Annotated in this window: 19 protein-coding genes; 11 read left to right on the top strand and 8 right to left on the bottom strand. The window is 70.4% G+C overall.

The window, feature by feature from the left end:
* The first annotated feature begins 234 nt into the window (after positions 1–234).
* The 5 genes from ACIBAG_RS45425 to ACIBAG_RS45405 all read left to right on the top strand — a co-directional run bounded on the left by ACIBAG_RS45425 (position 235) and on the right by ACIBAG_RS45405 (position 3351).
* Positions 235–1056, top strand: coding sequence for a hypothetical protein (locus tag ACIBAG_RS45425; RefSeq protein WP_399113990.1), 822 nt, complete (start codon positions 235–237; stop codon positions 1054–1056).
* A gap of 160 nt (positions 1057–1216) precedes the next feature.
* On the top strand, positions 1217–1396 hold the full coding sequence (locus ACIBAG_RS45420) for a hypothetical protein (protein WP_399113989.1): 180 nt from the start codon (positions 1217–1219) through the stop codon (positions 1394–1396).
* Positions 1397–1580: 184 nt separating this feature from the next.
* Positions 1581–2195, top strand: a complete 615-nt coding sequence (locus ACIBAG_RS45415; RefSeq protein ID WP_399113996.1) for a BlaI/MecI/CopY family transcriptional regulator — start codon at positions 1581–1583, stop codon at positions 2193–2195.
* 9 nt (positions 2196–2204) lie between these two features.
* Positions 2205–2768: an amino-acid N-acetyltransferase gene (locus ACIBAG_RS45410; protein ID WP_399113988.1), complete on the top strand. Its 564-nt coding sequence runs from the start codon at positions 2205–2207 to the stop codon at positions 2766–2768.
* 247 nt (positions 2769–3015) lie between these two features.
* Positions 3016–3351 carry an Lsr2 family protein gene (locus tag ACIBAG_RS45405; RefSeq protein WP_399113986.1) on the top strand — a complete coding sequence of 112 codons (336 nt, stop codon included), beginning with the start codon at positions 3016–3018 and terminating at the stop codon, positions 3349–3351.
* A gap of 150 nt (positions 3352–3501) precedes the next feature.
* Here ACIBAG_RS45405 and ACIBAG_RS45400 read toward each other — a convergent pair whose 3' ends face one another.
* Positions 3502–4206: an SCO3374 family protein gene (locus ACIBAG_RS45400; RefSeq protein WP_399113985.1), complete on the bottom strand. Its 705-nt coding sequence runs from the start codon at positions 4204–4206 to the stop codon at positions 3502–3504.
* 430 nt (positions 4207–4636) lie between these two features.
* On the opposite strand from ACIBAG_RS45400, the gene ACIBAG_RS45395 reads away from it, so the two are divergent.
* Positions 4637–7162 carry an ATP-dependent Clp protease ATP-binding subunit gene (locus ACIBAG_RS45395; RefSeq protein WP_399113983.1) on the top strand — a complete coding sequence of 842 codons (2526 nt, stop codon included), beginning with the start codon at positions 4637–4639 and terminating at the stop codon, positions 7160–7162.
* Between the two features lie 78 nt (positions 7163–7240).
* On the opposite strand, the gene ACIBAG_RS45390 is transcribed toward ACIBAG_RS45395, so the two are convergent.
* The gene (locus ACIBAG_RS45390; protein ID WP_399113981.1) at positions 7241–7879 is read right to left on the bottom strand and encodes an HAD family acid phosphatase; all 639 of its coding nucleotides are present in this window, start codon (positions 7877–7879) and stop codon (positions 7241–7243) included.
* 96 nt (positions 7880–7975) lie between these two features.
* Positions 7976–8191, bottom strand: a complete 216-nt coding sequence (locus ACIBAG_RS45385) for a hypothetical protein (protein ID WP_399113979.1) — start codon at positions 8189–8191, stop codon at positions 7976–7978.
* 182 nt (positions 8192–8373) lie between these two features.
* On the opposite strand from ACIBAG_RS45385, the gene ACIBAG_RS45380 reads away from it, so the two are divergent.
* From ACIBAG_RS45380 to ACIBAG_RS45370, 3 genes are all read left to right on the top strand, one after another.
* Entirely contained in the window at positions 8374–8967 is a 594-nt protein-coding gene (locus ACIBAG_RS45380) for a M23 family metallopeptidase (protein WP_399113994.1), read from the top strand.
* Positions 8968–9128: 161 nt separating this feature from the next.
* Positions 9129–9590 (top strand): helix-turn-helix transcriptional regulator, encoded by a 462-nt coding sequence (locus ACIBAG_RS45375; RefSeq protein WP_399113977.1) that lies wholly within the window; start codon positions 9129–9131, stop codon positions 9588–9590.
* Positions 9591–9650: 60 nt separating this feature from the next.
* A complete protein-coding gene (locus ACIBAG_RS45370; protein WP_399113975.1) occupies positions 9651–10085 on the top strand; it encodes a VOC family protein in 435 nt (144 codons plus the stop codon).
* Positions 10086–10129: 44 nt separating this feature from the next.
* Here the strand turns inward: ACIBAG_RS45370 and cseC are convergent, their stop codons facing one another.
* The 5 genes from cseC to ACIBAG_RS45345 all read right to left on the bottom strand — a co-directional run bounded on the left by cseC (position 10130) and on the right by ACIBAG_RS45345 (position 15106).
* Positions 10130–11560 carry a two-component system sensor histidine kinase CseC gene (gene cseC / locus ACIBAG_RS45365; protein ID WP_399113992.1) on the bottom strand — a complete coding sequence of 477 codons (1431 nt, stop codon included), beginning with the start codon at positions 11558–11560 and terminating at the stop codon, positions 10130–10132.
* Positions 11561–11751: 191 nt separating this feature from the next.
* Positions 11752–12456, bottom strand: a complete 705-nt coding sequence (gene cseB / locus ACIBAG_RS45360) for a two-component system response regulator CseB (RefSeq protein ID WP_399113974.1) — start codon at positions 12454–12456, stop codon at positions 11752–11754.
* A 109-nt stretch (positions 12457–12565) separates the two neighbouring features.
* Complete coding sequence (locus ACIBAG_RS45355) at positions 12566–13177, bottom strand: hypothetical protein (protein ID WP_399113991.1); 612 nt, start codon at positions 13175–13177, stop codon at positions 12566–12568.
* A gap of 140 nt (positions 13178–13317) precedes the next feature.
* Positions 13318–13857 (bottom strand): SigE family RNA polymerase sigma factor, encoded by a 540-nt coding sequence (locus ACIBAG_RS45350; RefSeq protein ID WP_003999062.1) that lies wholly within the window; start codon positions 13855–13857, stop codon positions 13318–13320.
* A 313-nt stretch (positions 13858–14170) separates the two neighbouring features.
* A complete protein-coding gene (locus ACIBAG_RS45345; protein ID WP_399113972.1) occupies positions 14171–15106 on the bottom strand; it encodes an A/G-specific adenine glycosylase in 936 nt (311 codons plus the stop codon).
* A gap of 204 nt (positions 15107–15310) precedes the next feature.
* On the opposite strand from ACIBAG_RS45345, the gene ACIBAG_RS45340 reads away from it, so the two are divergent.
* Positions 15311–17143 carry a sensor histidine kinase gene (locus ACIBAG_RS45340; protein ID WP_399113970.1) on the top strand — a complete coding sequence of 611 codons (1833 nt, stop codon included), beginning with the start codon at positions 15311–15313 and terminating at the stop codon, positions 17141–17143.
* On the top strand, positions 17140–17799 hold the full coding sequence (locus ACIBAG_RS45335; RefSeq protein ID WP_399113968.1) for a response regulator: 660 nt from the start codon (positions 17140–17142) through the stop codon (positions 17797–17799). The genes ACIBAG_RS45340 and ACIBAG_RS45335 overlap by 4 nt, the downstream gene beginning before the upstream one ends.
* Positions 17800–17829: the final 30 nt, after the last annotated feature.

Below are 17829 nucleotides of genomic sequence, written 5' to 3'. Positions count from 1 at the left end.
CCCCCCCCCCCCCCCCCCCCCCCCCCCCCCCCCCCCCCCCCCCCCCCCCCCCCCCCCCCCCCCCCCCCCCCCCCCCCCCCCCCCCCCGCCCCACGCACCGACCGCAGGCGCTACGCGCACCCCCCTCACCCGCACAGGCGCCGAAGGCATCCCCCACCCACCACCCGAGTGGCTCCCCACGCCACACCCGCCCCCCTATGCCGTGTTTGTCTGATTAGCGCGTATCGTCACCGCATGCCCACGCCATACGGATCCCGCGGCGGCATGGCGTTCGGCGCGGAGGAGCTGCGTGTGCTCCGCCGCGCTCTCGCCCTTGCCCTCCACCCCAGCCCCGCCTCGGCCGAAGACGTCCAGGACTGTCTCCGCCTCGCCGAGTCGCTCGACGAGGCGATGCGCGAGGGCGCCCGGCTGCGTGCGTTCTTGGTGGCCGATCTCGCCCGCTACCGCGCCGCCCTCCCCGGCACCGCGGCCGGCTACCTCACCCTCCTCGAAGAGGCCCTCACCGCCGGGTACCACCCGACCCCCGACGACGTCATCGCCCTCAGCGCCCTGCGCGGCAACCCCACCGCAGCCACCCTCCTCACCCGCTGCCACCCACTCGCCGACCAGGCCGCGGCCGCACAAGCCCGACTCCCACACGGCACCGCACACCGGGCCCACCAGGCCTCCCCGGCCTCCATCGTCTCCCCGACCCACCAGGCCCACCAGGCCTCCCTTGGCCGCCACGCGCACCCGGCCACCCCAGCCATCCCCGCGTCCCGCACCCACCTCACGGCCCTCCCCGGCGGCCTCACCCATGGCCGCTCCGACGCCTCTTCCCCCGGCACCACCGTCGTCCTCCCCGCCCAGGACACCGGCCAGGAACCCGCCAAACCGCCCCGGAAGAAGCCCGCCGAAAAACCGGCCGCTCCCAAACCCGGCCCCGGCCCGACCCCCGAGCGCACCCCCGCCGCCCCGAAACCGCCGCGCCCGATCCCCACCCCCGGCGAGGTCTTCCCCCGCCGCAAACCGACCCCACCGTCCACGAACCCGCCCCAGCAACTCGCCGCAGGCTGAGACCGACCGCAAGCGGACCCCAGGCGCGCGCCTTCCCGAACGCCCCCGCCTGGGGTTCTGCGGGCACATCCCCCGCAAGCCCCTCGCACCCCATCCCCCTCACGCCCCCATCCCCCAACCCCCGCCCAACCGCCACCCCGCCCCTGGCTACCCTTGACGCATGGACTACGTCTCCGCACTCCTCCCGCCGGTCGTCATGGCCGTGTTCTTCATCGGTGTGATCAGGGTGATCGTGAAGACCCAGGGCGGAGCCAACAAGGCCAAGGAGGACGCGGCCGTCGACGCCGCCCTCGCGCGCGTGGAGGGCACCCGCCAGGCCTCCACGAACCCGGACGCCTGAGCGCGCCCGCAGGCGGGGCGACCAGCGACCTCACCGGCGTACGACGCAAGCCAACCGCTTTCGAGTCGTACGCCCTTTTTGTTGCCGTTTGCCGGGAAAGCCCCCGTCCGACACGCCAACACCCGGATCTCCCACTATTGTGCGAGCTGTGCCTCGCCCATTGGGAGAACTCGAAGACGCGGTCATGACGCGGGTGTGGAAGTGGAACCGCCCGGTGACCGTTCGAGAAGTCCTGGAAGATCTTCAGCAGGAACGGTCCATCGCGTACACCACGGTCATGACCGTTTTGGACAATCTCCATCAGAAGGGCTGGGTACGCCGCGAGGCGGAAGGCCGGGCCTATCGATATGAGGCGGTCTCCACGCGAGCCGCCTACGCGGCCGCCCTGATGAACGACGCCTGGTCACAGAGCGACAACCCCGCCGCCGCACTCGTCGCCTTCTTCGGCATGATGAGCGACGAACAGCGCCGTGCCCTGCGAGACGCCGTACGCATCGTCCAGGGCCCGGAAACGCCGGACCCCGCGGTACCGCCCGAGACATCCGGCGTTGCGGCCCCCGATACCGGCACCACGGATACCGCCACGGCCGATACCAGCGGCGATACCACCACCGATACCGGCGCCGATACCAGGCCCGATACCCGCCGCACCGATACCCCCGGCCCCGATAGCGCCGCTCCCGATACCGGCACCACGGATACCGCCACCGTCGATACCAGCACGGATACCAGCCCGGATACCCGCACCGATACCGGCCATGAGAACCCCGGCTCGGCGCAGGGGCCCGGCGGGCGATAGCGTCCGCTCATGTCAGCAGAGAGCCACTCCACCGGGAGCCCTTCGGCGGAGAGCCCAGAAGTCACCGCAAAAGCCATCACCGTCCGCCGGGCCCGCACCAGCGATGTCCCGGCGGTGCGTCGTCTCCTTGACGAGTACGTCCAGCGTCGCATCCTGCTCGACAAAGCCACGGTGACGCTTTACGAGGACATCCAGGAGTTCTGGGTCGCGGAACGCGACGACAACGGCGAGGTCGTCGGCTGCGGCGCCCTGCACGTCATGTGGGAAGACCTGGCGGAAGTCCGCACTCTCGCGGTGAAGCCCGGCCTGAAGGGCGCCGGCGTCGGTCATCAGTTGCTGGAGAAGTTGCTGCACACCGCGCGTTGGCTGGGCGTTCGACGGGTTTTCTGTCTGACCTTCGAAGTGGACTTCTTCGGCAAGCACGGCTTCGTCGAGATCGGCGAGACCCCGGTTGACACCGATGTCTACGCGGAGCTGCTGCGTTCCTATGACGAGGGCGTGGCGGAGTTCCTCGGTCTCGAACGAGTGAAACCGAACACCTTGGGCAACAGCCGGATGCTTCTGCATCTGTGATCGCCGAGCATCCACCGCCGATCCACAACCCGTATTCCGGCCGAGCGGCCATGCCCGGGTTCCCTATGTCCGAAACGCGCATGTTTCCGGACGGCGGTCGGGCCGGTGGGTCTCTCCCGGGGGTTTGTGTTTTTCCCGCAAAAGCGGTTTGCTTTCCGACGTACTGCAGTACTGCATATAACAGGGGACGGCGAAACGGCGGACGCCGCGACCCCCGGCCCTCAAGTTATCGATGAAAGGAAATCCGGTGGCACAGAAGGTTCAGGTCCTTCTTGTCGACGACCTCGACGGCGGCGAGGCGGACGAGACCGTGACGTTCGCGCTGGACGGCAAGACGTACGAGATCGATCTCACGACTGCCAATGCGGACAAGCTCCGTGGCCTTCTCGAGCCTTACGTGAAGGGCGGTCGTCGTACCGGAGGCCGCGCTGCGGGTGGCCGCGGAAAGGCGCGCGCCGCTTCCGGTGGCAGCCAGGACACCGCGCAGATCCGTGCGTGGGCGAAGGAGAACGGCTACGAGGTCAACGACCGCGGCCGTGTCCCCGCGTCCATTCGCGAGGCATACGAGAAGGCCAACGCCTGATCCAAGGCCAAAGCCTGACCGGCAAACAGGCCGAAGACCGGACTACGGACAAGGCCTTCGCAATGGACAGGGTTTGCTCCACGGACAGAACCTGCTCCACGGACACAACCTGTCCTATGGACAGAACCTGTCCTATGGACAGAACCTGTCCTATGGACAGGCCGTCGGCTGGGTGCCCACACGCCGCAGCCGCAGACGGTGGCAGTGCGTCGCCACCGTGTCCAGAACCCGCACCAGATCGGGGGCGCCCCCACCGCCCCCCATGGCCGACAGCGTCGGCAGCGAGGTCTCGACCTCGCCCCCAGGCTCGGGGGGCCGCAGCCACACGGCGGCCCCCTGTACGGCACAAACGCGGTCCAGGGGAAGCGGCCGCACCGCGCAGACCCCCGACGGGCCGGAACGCCGTACGGCCGCCCTCGGTCCCGGATCGAGGGGGTGCCGTACGGCCATGACGCGGCCCCACTCGGATGGCAGGGGCGCCTCCATGAGGTCGCCCTCGCCGAGTGTCGCCAGGTCCAGGGGCAGCGTGCCCCACTCCAGCCAGTCCAGTGCCCCCGGCACCTCGTCCGCGCTGCCCGCGGCGATGAGCAGCCGCATCCGGTCGCCCCGCACGGCCACCGGGGAGCCCGGCACCAGATGGCGCAGCGCCGCGTGGCCTGCCGCGGCGGGAACCTCCAGGACGTCGAAGCGCGGACCCACACGAAGGCACGGCGGGGATCCGGGTGCCCCGGGCACCACCGGCCAGCCCAGTTCGTTCTCGTACCAACGGCGGACCTGATCGCTCGGATCGAGCGGCCGACGGGGGAGGGGGATCGTGGCGTGGTCCGTGGTGATCACGGGGCGGGTGCCGACCATGCCAGGTGCAACCGCCGAAAGAGCATTCGGGTTACGCTGGGTGTCCTAGTGGATGCGCAGCGTGCTGAAAAGGGGGCGTGCGGGGGGTGCGGGGAGGCGCAAGGTTGTTCGCCCGTAGCGGAGGGAACCGGGGGGCGCGGCATGGAGTGTCAGTCCCAGCGGGTAAGACATCCCTAGTGGGAGGGGGCGACACGCAGGACAGTGGGTCTCACGTTCGCCATCGGCGTACTGATGGTGAGGGTAACCACCTGGCCTGCGGGAACATCGTCTCGCACCATCGGGTTGGAGCAGATGTCGGCGTCACGGGTCAGGAGGCCATCGACGGTGTCGGCAGTTGGAATGAGCGGTCCCCGCTTGCGGGACTAAGCTGCGGAAGGACAGGGAGGGGAAGTTCCCCCCACTGCCTGACCGCTCTGAGGAGCGATTAACGATGTTCGAGAGGTTCACCGACCGCGCGCGGCGGGTTGTCGTCCTGGCTCAGGAAGAAGCCCGGATGCTCAACCACAACTACATCGGCACCGAGCACATCCTCCTGGGCCTGATCCACGAGGGTGAGGGTGTCGCCGCCAAGGCCCTTGAGAGCCTCGGGATTTCGCTCGAGGCGGTCCGCCAGCAGGTGGAGGAGATCATCGGCCAGGGCCAGCAGGCGCCCTCGGGTCACATTCCCTTCACCCCCCGTGCCAAGAAGGTCCTGGAGCTGTCGCTCCGCGAGGCCCTTCAGCTGGGCCACAACTACATCGGCACGGAGCACATCCTGCTCGGCCTGATCCGTGAGGGCGAGGGCGTCGCCGCCCAGGTCCTGGTCAAGCTGGGCGCAGATCTGAACCGGGTGCGGCAGCAGGTGATCCAGCTGCTCTCCGGTTACCAGGGCAAGGAGACCGCCACCGCCGGCGGGCCTGCCGAGGGCACGCCCTCGACGTCCCTGGTCCTCGACCAGTTCGGCCGGAACCTCACCCAGGCCGCTCGTGAGTCCAAGCTCGACCCGGTCATCGGGCGCGAGAAGGAGATCGAGCGGGTCATGCAGGTGCTGTCCCGCCGTACCAAGAACAACCCGGTCCTGATCGGTGAGCCCGGCGTCGGCAAGACCGCCGTCGTCGAGGGCCTCGCCCAGGCCATCGTCAAGGGCGAGGTGCCCGAGACCCTCAAGGACAAGCACCTCTACACCCTGGACCTCGGCGCGCTGGTCGCCGGCTCCCGCTACCGCGGTGACTTCGAGGAGCGCCTGAAGAAGGTGCTCAAGGAGATCCGTACCCGCGGCGACATCATCCTGTTCATCGACGAGCTCCACACGCTGGTCGGTGCGGGTGCCGCCGAGGGCGCCATCGACGCGGCCTCCATCCTGAAGCCGATGCTGGCCCGCGGTGAGCTGCAGACCATCGGTGCGACCACGCTGGACGAGTACCGCAAGCACCTGGAGAAGGACGCGGCCCTGGAGCGCCGCTTCCAGCCCATCCAGGTCGCCGAGCCGTCCCTGCCCCACACGATCGAGATCCTCAAGGGTCTGCGCGACCGGTACGAGGCCCACCACCGCGTCTCCATCACCGACGAGGCGCTGGTCCAGGCCGCCACCCTGGCCGACCGGTACATCTCGGACCGCTTCCTGCCGGACAAGGCGATCGACCTGATCGACGAGGCCGGTTCCCGGATGCGCATCCGCCGGATGACCGCGCCGCCGGACCTGCGCGAGTTCGACGAGAAGATCGCCGGTGTCCGCCGGGACAAGGAGTCCGCGATCGACTCGCAGGACTTCGAGAAGGCCGCCTCTCTCCGTGACAAGGAGAAGCAGCTCCTGGCCGCCAAGGCCAAGCGGGAGAAGGAGTGGAAGGCCGGCGACATGGACGTCGTCGCCGAGGTCGACGGCGAGCTGATCGCCGAGGTCCTCGCCACGGCCACCGGCATCCCGGTCTTCAAGCTGACCGAGGAGGAGTCCAGCCGCCTGCTCCGCATGGAGGACGAGCTCCACAAGCGGGTCATCGGCCAGGACGACGCCGTCAAGGCGCTGTCGAAGGCGATCCGCCGTACGCGTGCGGGTCTGAAGGACCCGAAGCGTCCGGGTGGTTCGTTCATCTTCGCCGGCCCGTCCGGTGTCGGTAAGACCGAGCTGTCCAAGGCGCTCGCCGAGTTCCTCTTCGGCGACGAGGACGCGCTGATCTCCCTCGACATGTCGGAGTTCAGCGAGAAGCACACGGTGTCGCGTCTGTTCGGTTCGCCCCCCGGCTACGTGGGCTACGAAGAGGGCGGCCAGCTGACCGAGAAGGTCCGCCGCAAGCCGTTCTCCGTCGTCCTCTTCGACGAGGTCGAGAAGGCCCACCCGGACATCTTCAACTCGCTGCTGCAGATCCTGGAGGACGGTCGTCTGACCGACTCCCAGGGCCGGGTCGTGGACTTCAAGAACACGGTCATCATCATGACGACCAACCTCGGCACCCGGGACATCTCCAAGGGCTTCAACCTGGGCTTCGCGGCCTCGGGTGACACGAAGACCAACTACGAGCGCATGAAGAACAAGGTGTCGGACGAGCTCAAGCAGCACTTCCGCCCCGAGTTCCTCAACCGCGTCGACGACGTGGTCGTCTTCCCGCAGCTGACCCAGTCCGACATCCTGCGGATCGTCGACCTGATGATCGGCAAGGTGGACGAGCGCCTGAAGGACCGGGACATGGGCATCGAGCTCTCCCAGTCCGCCAAGGAGCTGCTGTCCAAGAAGGGCTACGACCCGGTGCTGGGCGCGCGGCCGCTGCGTCGCACCATCCAGCGCGAGATCGAGGACTCGCTGTCGGAGAAGATCCTCTTCGGCGAGCTGCGCCCCGGTCACATCGTGGTCGTGGACACCGAGGGTGAGGGCGAGACCAAGACCTTCACCTTCCGCGGTGAGGAGAAGTCGGCGCTGCCGGACGTCCCGCCGATCGAGCAGGCGGCCGGTGGAACCGGGCCGAACCTGAGCAAGGACGCCTGACCCTCCAGGGGTTGAGCCGAAGAAAGGGGCCGGTGCTCATCAGCACCGGCCCCTTTCGCATGCCCAAGGGAAGGCTGCTTACGACAACTGACCGTCGTAGTCCGGCAGCTTGTACGTCTTCTCGGCGTGGCCGCCCGACAGGTCGGTGGCGCTGTTGCCGATGTTCGCGATGATCGTGTAGCCCTTGTTCTCGATGGCGACGCGCTGGGCCGTCTTGTAGTCCGCGACGTTCTTGAAGAGGTCGAGGAAGCTGCGCACGTAGAGGCCGGAGACCTGGTAACCGACGTGCTTGAGGTTGTAGTCGGTCACCGAGTAGATGATGCCCGGGCGGGCGGTCACGAAGAACAGGGAGACGCCGTGCTCCTGGGCGTACTTGGCGACCTCCAGGACCGGCGCGTTGGCCGGCTGCGGGTAGCTGAAGCCGAAGTCCGTCTCCAGGGTGGTGTTGTCGATGTCGAAGACGATCGCCTGCTTCTCGCCCGGCTTGGTGTTCGCGATGCGCTGCTTCAGATAGGGCAGCGCCTGGTCCATCACCGCCTGGCAGTCCTTCTGCCAGGTGTCGTAGTCGACATCCTCGGCGGCCGCCGTGGCGGCGGCCGTCGCGGAGGTGCTCGTCGCGGCCGCGGTCGCCGCTTCGGCGGGGACCGCGAGGGCCACGAGGGCGGCTGCGGAGGCGGTGCCGACCGCTATGCGGCGCGCCCAGGGGCGAAGCGTCATGTGGGGGTCCTCTCACGTCACGTGCGCGGGGTTGTCGCGTGCATGTTCGTGTGCGGGAGTGGCTGGTGGGGAACCAGCGGGTTACCGGACGGTAGCTCACGTTGAGGCGTCGCTCACATAACTGCGCAGGATTTCGTTACGAGTTGAGGGATCGGCCGCGTAGCGCCCGTCACATTCCGGGGTCTCTTGATTGCGCTCGGCGGTGACATGCCGCACAGGCGATTTGTCCGTTACTAGCGGGAATAGTGGAAACGGGCGCATGGACAAAAGGGACTTTCGCTCTGGAATCGACTGCAGGATTTCGGTATCCATGCTGGTTCGTCCGGAATGGGGCCTCTGTCAAGATGCGGTGATTTTTATGGCGGAGTACTAGCGTCCTTCGTAGATCGGGGGTTTTGGGGTTCGACCCGCTGGGGGTTACCAAGGGATGGCCATCCGGTGAGCGCCTAGTGCGCCGGGTGGTTTTCTCTGCCGTCGTCCCCATGAGGTTTCGCATGTTCCCGCGCTTCTCGTTCCGTTCGCCCCGTACGTCCGCGTTCCGCACCCGTGCCGCTGTGGTCGCCGCCGGCCTGGGGGCCTCGGTCGTGCTGGGTGCCGGAGGCGCGGTCGCCGCCGAGCTGACTTCCGCCACCGGTGTCTCCACCGCCGTACAGGCCCAGTCCGCCGCCGCCTCCTGGGTGAGCCCGGTGAAGAAGTACACGAAGACCGCCAGCTTCGCGCAGGCCGGCGGCATGTGGCAGTCCACCCACAGCGGGCAGGACTTCGCCGTCCCGAGCGGCACCCAGGTCGTGGCCGCGCACGGCGGCACCGTCGTCAAGGCCGGCGGCAACGGCGCCGGTGACGGTCCCGCGTACGGCAACGCCATCGTCATCAAGCACGGCAACGGGACGTTCTCCCAGTACGCCCACCTGTCGCGCATCGACGTGAAGATCGGCCAGGTCGTCAAGACCGGTCAGAACATAGCCCGGTCCGGCAACACCGGTAACTCCAGCGGCCCGCACCTGCACTTCGAGATCCGCCAGACCCCCAACTTCGGTTCCGCGGTCGACCCGGTGGCCTTCCTGCGGGCCAAGGGTCTGAAGATCTGAACCCGCGAGTCGTTCGGGCGCCCTTGTGCGGCTGGATGATCAGGTAGTGCGTGAAGGTCCTCGGGTGGCGTGCCGCCCGGGGGCCTTCGCCTTTGCTCCGGGCCGGGCTGTGTGCTGTTCCTGGCTCCGTCCTGTCAGTGGGGCGTGTCAGCATCGGTCGTATGGACAAGGTGCGGCAGCTGCGGCTGGCCAAGGACGCCATGGACCGGGACTGGGCCGACCCCGGGCTCGATCTGGATGCCGTCGCCGCGCACGCGGGGTACTCGCGGTATCACTTCGTGCGGGCCTTCAAGGCGGTGTACGGCGAGACACCGGGGCAGTATCTGACGCATCGGCGGATCGAGCGGGCCGAGGAGTATCTGCGGGCGGCCGATCTGACCGTCACCGAGATCTGTCATCTCGTCGGGTTCAGCAGCCTCGGGACGTTCTCGGCGAAGTTCAAGGCGCGGACCGGGATGGCGCCGAGCGAGTACCGGGAGAAGCACGTCGGACGCGGGGCGGCCCTGATACCCGGGTGCTACGCGATGCTGTGGGCCGGAGGCTTCCGGCAGCGGGAGACGCTGGCGGTCGCCGAGGGGGAGGGGAGCAAGGGGGAGGAGAGCAACTTTGGAGAAGCGCGCTGACGGCACCCCTGCCTAACGTGACGGCAAGGAACCCACGGGAGAGCACGGGAGAGCACCGTCATGATCAAGGGCCTGGGCATCACCACCGTCTGGACGTTCGACCAGCAGCGGACCAAGGCGTTCTTCACCGAGAAGATCGGCTTCGAGGTGCGGACCGACCTCTCCATGGGCGATATGCGATGGATCACCGTGGGGGCCAAGGACCAGCCGGACGTCGAGCTGGCGCTCATGAGCCTGGACGGGCCCGGCCTCGACCCCGAGTCCTCCGAGGCGCTGAAGAAGCTCGTCGGGAAGGGGGCCATCGGGGCGGGTGCCTTCCGGACCGACGACTGCCGGGGGGACTACGAGACCTTCAAGGCGCGCGGGGTGGAGTTCATCCAGGAGCCGCAGGAGCGGCCGTACGGCATCGAGGCGATCTTCCGCGACGACAACGGCAACTGGTACTCGCTGACCGAGCGGAACGAGGAGCTCGACTTCTCCAAGTCCTTCGGGTGAGCCACCCGGCCGCCGCGTCCTTCGGGTGACCCGCCCGACCGCCGCTACGGCAGCATCGGGTAGCTCCCCGTGTTCGTCGGCGCGTGCTCCGGGAGCCAGAGGACGGCCACCGCACCCTCGGCCCGCACATGCTCGGGCGCGCCCGCCGGGCGAACGTTGCGGAAGGTCAGGCGGGCACCCAGTACCCGGGCCTGACCCGCCGCGATCGTCAGGCCGAGGCCGTGGCCGTGGCCGGAGCGGTCGCTGCTGCCCGTGCGGAAGCGGCTCGGGCCGTCGGCGAGCAGGTCCTCCGGGAACCCGGGGCCGTGGTCGCGGACCCGGATGACCCGGCCCTCGACGGTGACCTCGATCGGCGGCCTGCCGTGCCGTGCCGCGTTGGCCAGCAGGTTGAACAGCACCCGCTCCAGGCGGCGCGGGTCGGTCGTGACCTCCGACTCGTGGACGACCCGCACCTCGATGGCGGGATCCTTCGCCGCGACCCGTCGGCTGACGAACTCGCCCAGCATGATGTCCTGCAGTTCGGCCCGTTCCGAGGCGCTGTCCAGGCGGGCCACCTCGAGGACGTCCTCGACGAGCGTGCGCATGGCTTTCGCCCGGTCCAGGACCAGCTCGGTGGGCCGGCCGGGCGGCAGCAGCTCGGCCGCCGTCAGCAGCCCGGTCACCGGGGTGCGCAGCTCGTGCGCGATGTCCGCGGTGACCCGGCGCTCCGCCTCCAGCCGCTGCTGCAGCGCGTCCGCCATGGCGTCCACCGCGCTCGCCAGGTCGTCGGTCTCGTCCCGTACGACACCCCCGATGGCGTCACGCACCCGGACGTCCGGCTCACCGCTCGCGACCTGGTTCGCCGCGGCCGCCGCCTTGCGCAGCCGACGCGACAGCTGTCCGCCGATGAGCACGCCGAGCGCGCTGCCGCCGAGCACCACGGCGATGGAGCCGATGGTCATGGCCTGGTCGAGGCGGTTGAGGATCTGCTGGCTGCGGTCGGGCCAGCCGGTGCGCACCGACAGCACCTGCCCGTTGTTGAGCGGCACGGCCGCCCAGATGTCCGGCGCGCCGCTCGGCGTGTCCGTGACATACGTCGCCCGCCGGCCCTCCTCGACCTTGTCCCGCAGGGCCGCGGGCAGCGCCGGGTCGTCGATCGTGGCGTTGGGGAAGTTCAGCCGCTTGGACTGCTCGTAGGTGCGCTGGGCGATCTGGATGCGCTCGTCGGCGAGGTCGCGTGCGCTGTCCAGCATGGAGACCCGGGCCTGGTTGTGCACGACCAGGCTCAGCACGATCGCCACGAGCGCGCCGACCAGGGCGATCGCCGCGCTCAGCTTCCACCTCAGCCCGGTACGAATGGCCACCCGGCCGCTCAGCCGGCCACCGATACGGCTACCTGACCGACTGCCGATCCGGCCGCCCGAGCGACCACCGGTTCGGCTGCCCGACCGACCACCCATGCGGCTGCCCCACTGTCCGTCCGTAAGGCCGTTCATGCGGCTGCCCACCCGGCTGTTCGCCCCGATGTCCATGCGGCCGTCCGTGCGACCGTCCATGTGCCCGCCCACCCGTGCGCGCGCACCACCGATCGTGCGCGTGTCCGCGAGGCCCGCCGCGTCCGTGGGCCCCGCGCTTCCCGCGCCCGACGGCGCCGGGCGTCTGAACATCCCCCGCATGCCCGCCCCGCTCAGGCCTTCAACTTGTAGCCGAAGCCACGGACCGTCTCGATGCGGTCCTGGCCGATCTTCTGCCGCAGCCGCTGCACATGGACGTCGACGACCCGGGTGTCCCCGCCCCAGCCGTAGTCCCACACGCGCTCCAGCAGCTTGTCCCGCGACAGCACCGTGCCCGGCGCCGAGGAGAACTCCAGCAGCAGCCGCATCTCGGTCGGTGTGAGTGCCACCGGTGCGCCGGCCCGGCGTACCTCCATGCCCTCGGTGTCGACCTCCAGGTCGCCGAAGGACAGCATCCCGCCGGTGGCGGCCGTATCGGCCTCCTCCGCCCGGTCGCCGCCGCTCGCGTGCCCGAAGCGGCGCAGCACCGCACGGATCCGTGCGACCAGCACGGCACCGTCGAACGGCTTGGTCACGTAGTCGTCCGCGCCCGCCTCCAGGCCCAGCACCACGTCGATCGAGTCGGCACGCGCCGAGAGCATGATCACCGGCACGGTCGACTCGTCGCGGATACGGCGGCACAGGCTGACCCCGTCCAGGCCCGGGACCATGACGTCCAGCAGCGCGATGTCCGGCCGGTTCGTCCGGAACGCCTCCAGGCCCGACAGCCCGTCGGGCATGGCGGTGACCGCGAAGCCGTCCCGCTCGAGGGCGAGCTGGGTGGCCTCGCGGATGACGTCGTCGTCCTCGACGAACAGGACGTGGGTCTGGTCTGCCATCCCGGTGCTCTCAGTCCTCGTGTTCCGTGTCTGTTGCCTGCAGGGTGCCCACTTGGTGGACGCGCGGATCGGCCGATCCGTTCACCACGGTGGCCACCGCACCCACTCCTCAGCCGTCGGGCGTCGCCGTCTCGGTGCCTTCGCCGAGGTCGCCGTACACGGTGCGCGAGTCGTATTTCTGGACGAAGCGACCGGAGACCCACTTATAGGAGATCACGTTCTCGCTCGACGGGTTCGACAGCGCGTCGTCCTTCGCGTACACCTGCTCGGTCACCACCAGAAAGCCGCGGTCGATCTCCGCGTAGACCGGAGGCTCCTCGGCCCTGAAGACATTCTGGTACGTGCCGTCCTGCTCCCGGTACACGTACGAGGCGACGCTGACCAGATCGCCGCAGGACAGGACGTTGACCACGATGTCGTCCGCCGGGCCGCCGGTCAGATCGCCGTAGGACACGTCGACGGGATAGTCGTCGGACACGCACGGCGTCAGCTCCCGCTTGACCGCCGCCGAGACCTCGGGATCCGCCTTGACCAGGTGGACGGCCTCCGCCGGGTCCGGCACGGGGGAGAGGGTGGCGGAGGGCGTGGCCACGGGTGCGACGGACGACGAGACGGCGGAGCCGCCCATCGCGTCGGCGTGGGCCGGGCCCTCGTCGCGTGCGCCGGTGCCGCCGGTGCCGCACGCGGAGACGAAAAGGGCGAGGGCGACGACCACGGCCATCGCCGTGAACGCCGCCTGCAAGGGCCCCCGGACGGGTGCGGGCCCGGGGTGGTGGGGTCCGATCTCCGCGGAATCCCCGTCCGTGCCCCTGTCCGCCCGGTCGGCCCCGTCCGTGTGCCCGGTGTCGCCCGCCGTGGTGCCTAGGCCGCGCAACGCTCCCGCTCCTCACGCTCCAGCGCGCGTGCGTCCAGATCGCGGCTCTCCAGCTCCTCGCGGAGCCGGGCGAGCGCCCGGTGCAGCGTGCTCTTGACCGTTCCGGCCGACATGCCGAGGGCGGCGGCCGTCTCCTCCGTGGACATCTGCTCCCAGTGTCGCAGCACCACGACGCTGCGCTGCTTGGGAGCCAGCACCTTCATGATGTCCATCAGCAGGGCGCGGTCCGCGTGCTGCTCGGTGGAGTCGTCGACCGAGGCGTCCGGGAGCTGCTCGGTCGGCACCTCCTCCAGCTTGCGGGCGCGCCACCACTCGGTCCGCGTGTTGATCATCACGCGGCGCAGGTAGGCGTCCGCGAGCCGCTTGTCCGCGATGCCGTCCCAGCGGTGGTACGTCCGCACCAGCGCCGTCTGCAGCAGGTCCTGGGCGTCCACCGGGTCCGGGACCAGTCGGCGGGCACTGCGCAGCAGCGCGTCCTGCCGGGTGCGGACGTACTCCTCGAACTCGAGCACCTCGCCCTGCGCCATGTTGACCGCCTCCCGATTCCCCGTCCCCGTCCGGCTCGTTCGCCGTCGGTGCCACTGCCTGTGGTTCGTAGTCGTCCCCGCCTGTCGGGTACGGAAATGAAGCTACGGAGGCGTTGTCACGGGCCTGTCCGAAGCAGCCTGCGGCTAGCGCTCGGCTGTCCGTCGGTTGTGTAACGGAATCAGGAAACGGACAAAACGGAGGAGTGGTTGAGGTGGGTATGGGGTGATTTATGGCGTGACGGCTGTGCAGCGGTCGTACGACTGCTCTGTATTGGCTGTCGCAGAGGCGCCTGCGCTGTGATGTGGCTGTGCGTCAGGTAAGGGGCAGCCGGTACGTCCCGCCCGGCAGCGGCTCCACCAGACCGTCCGCGACGAGGCCGTCCAGCGCCCGGGCGCGCTGCACCGGCTCGTGCCACACCCGGTCGAGGGCCGCCTGCGGTACGGGGCCGTGGGCGTCGCGCAGGACGGCGAGCAGCTTGCCGCGCACCTGGCGGTCGGTTCCGGCGTACGTCTGACCGCGCCGCGGCGGCCCCTCGTGCTCCGGCTTGCCCGCGACCCGCCAGGCGCACTGGGCGGCGATCGGGCACCGGTGGCACGACTCGTTCCTGGCGGTGCACACCAGCGCACCCAGCTCCATGGAAGCCGCGGCCCAGCGCGCGGCGGTGCGGTCGTCGTCGGGGAGCAGGGCGCGGGCGAGCTTGCGCTCGGCGGCGGTCGTGGCGTTCGGCGGGAACCGCACGCCCGTGACGGCGCGGGCGAACACGCGGCGGACGTTGGTGTCCAGGACGGGGTGCCGCTGGCCGTACGCGAAGGAGGCCACGGCGGCCGCCGTGTACTCACCGATGCCGGGCAGCGCGAGGAGCTGTGCGTGGTCGGTCGGTACGTCCCCGCCGTGCCGTTCCGCTATGGCGACGGCCGCGCCGTGCAGCCGCAGCGCACGGCGCGGGTAGCCGAGCCGGCCCCAGGCGCGCACGGCCTCGCCGGGGGCGTCCTTGGCGAGGTCGGCGGGGCGGGGCCAGCGGGTGAGCCACTGTTCGTAGACGGGCAGGACGCGGTTCACCGGCGTCTGCTGCAGCATGAACTCACTGACCATCACTCCCCAGGGGCCGGCCTCGGGGCGCCGCCAGGGGAGGTCACGGGCGTTTTCGTCGAACCAGCCGATCACAGGGCTGTGCAGGTTCTCTCCGGGGGTCGGGCCGGAGAGGGCGTTGCCGGGGCTGTCGGCTGAGGGCTTTGTGGGCGCAGTCATGGCCCTTCCGATCCTGCCATGTTGGGGGCGGTCGGGTGGGTAGGCGGCGGTGCCGGTGCGTTTGTGGCTGCCGGTTCGTGGTCGGTTGCGGATCCTGGGGGCTGTCGCTCCCGGGCCGTCCGCTTCGGCCCTGAAGGTGCCTCGTCCTCAAACCTGACGATCGACAGCAGTGCCGCCCCGCCTCCCGCTTGTAGCGTCGTACGGATGGAACGTCCTCGCACCTGGCGGGCCTGCCTCCTGTGGGCCGTCCTCGTGTTGCCCGCGCTCACGGCCGACCGGGTCGGGATGAACGAGCCGCGTGCCGTGTGGCAGCAGGTGGCCGGGGCGGTCGTACTCGCGGCCGCGGTCGCCGTGGCCCGACGGCAGCCCTTGGCCGCCTTCGTGCTGACAGCCGTACTGGGCCTGGCCGCCGCCCCCGCGCTCTTCACCGTCTCCTACGGCCCGGCCCTCGCCGTCTTCGCGCTGCTGCTCGGTCTGCGTGCGGCGCCAGTGCGTCCGGCGGCGCTCGTCCTCGGGGCCGTCGGTGGTCTCGGTACGGCGAGGATCGCGCTGTTCGGGGTCGATCCGGCGCCGCAATGGGTGGTGCTGACGGGCACGTTGCTCTTCGGCTGTGTGTTCCCCTGGCTCGGCGGCCGGTACTGGCGGCAGAGCCGTCAGCTGACCGAGGCCGGCTGGACGCGGGCCGCGCGGCTGGAGGGCGAGCAGCGCATCGCCGAGGAACGCGCACGGCTGCGCGAGCGTGCCCGGATCGCCCAGGACATGCATGACTCCCTGGGCCACGAACTGAGCCTCATCGCCCTGCGCGCGGGCGCCCTCCAGGTCGCCCCCGACCTCCCTGACCACCACCGCACCGCCGCGGCCGACCTGCGCGCGGCCGCCGCCGACGCCACCGAACGACTGCACCGCATCATCGGCGTCCTGCGGGAGGAGGACGAGCCCGTGTCCCTCACCCCGCCCGGCGAGACCGTCGAGCAACTCGTCGCACGGGCCGCGGAGTCGGGGCTGCCGGTGCGGTGGGAGTCGTCGGGGGGCGGTGATGTGCTGAGGCAGGCGGAGCCGGTGGGGCTGGTGGAGCCGGTGGGGCAGGCGGAGCCGGTGGGGACGTGGACAGGGGCCGTTGGGGACTGTGCGGCGGAGCAGCGGATGGACGTGGTGGGTGGCGGTGCGGTGGCGTGGCCCGCGGACTCGATGCGGGACGGCGCGGGCGGGCACGCCCTGGCCTTGGAGCCCGGCGGTATCGTCGAGCGGGTCCTGTACCGCGTGGTCCGCGAGGCCCTGACCAACGCGGCCCGGCACGCCCCAGGTGCCGAGGTCACCGTTGCGGCGGCCAGGGAGGCCGACGACGTCACGGTCACGGTGACCAGCGGGCGGGGCTCGGGAGCGGACGGTGGGACACCGGGCACGCGCGACGCGGCAGGGTCGCCCGGCATGGCGGACACGCCGGATGCACCGCACGTACCGGCCCGCCCCGGCGGCACCGGACTCCAGGCCCTCCGTGCCGCCGTCACCGCGGTCGGCGGAGACTTCGAGGCCGGTCCGTACGGGGGCGGATTCCGCGTGCGGGCGTACGTCCCCGAACAGCCCGCCGCCACAGCCGTACGGCCGAACCCGACCCGTGCCACGGCCCCGTACGCCCCCTTCACCCGCGCCCGCCGCCGCGTCGCGCTCGCCTTCGCGGTCGCCGTCGGCGCGGGCGTCTTGCTTGTCGGCGGGGCGTTCGCCTGGTACGCGTACACGGAGACCCACTCGGTGCTGCCACCCGCCGCCTACGCCGAGCTGCGCCTTGGGGCTTCGGCCCGCGACCTCGCCGGCGTCCTGCCGGACCGCACCGTGCGGGACGCCCCCGTGGAGCGCGCGCCCGTGCCGCCCCCGAAGGGCAGCGTCTGTCGCTACTACCGCGCCAGCGGCGAACTCCTCGTCTCCGTGGACCACTTCAGGCTCTGCTTCGACGACGCGGGGCGGCTGGTCGCCAAGGACGTGATCCCCAGGGCGGGTCTGTCGCAACGCCCTTCCGCAGATGAGGAGTTCGTACGGTGATCCGCGTACTGCTGGCCGACGACGAGGCGATGGTGCGGGCCGGTGTGCGCGCCATCCTGACGAGCGGCGGTGAGACCGACGTCGTCGCCGAGGCGGGCGACGGGCGCGAAGCGGTCGAACTGACCCGCGCGCACCGGCCGGACGTGGCCCTGCTGGACATCCGTATGCCCCGTCTGGACGGACTGGCCGCCGCGGAGGAGATCGTACGGACCGTCCCCGGTACGGCCGTGGCGATGCTCACCACCTTCTCCGAACAGTCCTACGTGGCCCGCGCCCTGGGCGGCGGCGCGACCGGCTTCCTGCTGAAGTCCGGGGATCCGTATGAACTGATCGCCGGCGTAAGGGCGGTGGCGGGCGGCGCGGCCTTCCTGTCGCCGAAGGTCGCGCGGTACGTCATCGACGGACTGGGCGGCAGCGACGGCAGACTTGGCCGCGAGGCCGCAGCACGCGCGCGCGTGGCCGAACTCAGCCCGCGCGAGCGCGAGGTGCTGGGGCTGGTCGGCACCGGCCTGTCCAACCCGGAGATCGCCGCCCGGCTGCACCTGGTGGAGGGCACGGTGAAGGCGTATGTCAGCTCGGTGCTCGACCGGTTGGGGGTGCGCAACCGGGTGCAGGCGGCGATCGTGGCGTATGAGGCGGGGCTGGTGGAGTCGTGAGGCGGGGTCGGTGGAGTCGTGAGGCGGGAC

Origin of the sequence: Streptomyces sp. NPDC051243 (genome assembly GCF_044455405.1) — a bacterium.
GTDB lineage: Bacteria > Actinomycetota > Actinomycetes > Streptomycetales > Streptomycetaceae > Streptomyces.
This window is presented reverse-complemented; position numbering and strand designations above follow the sequence as displayed.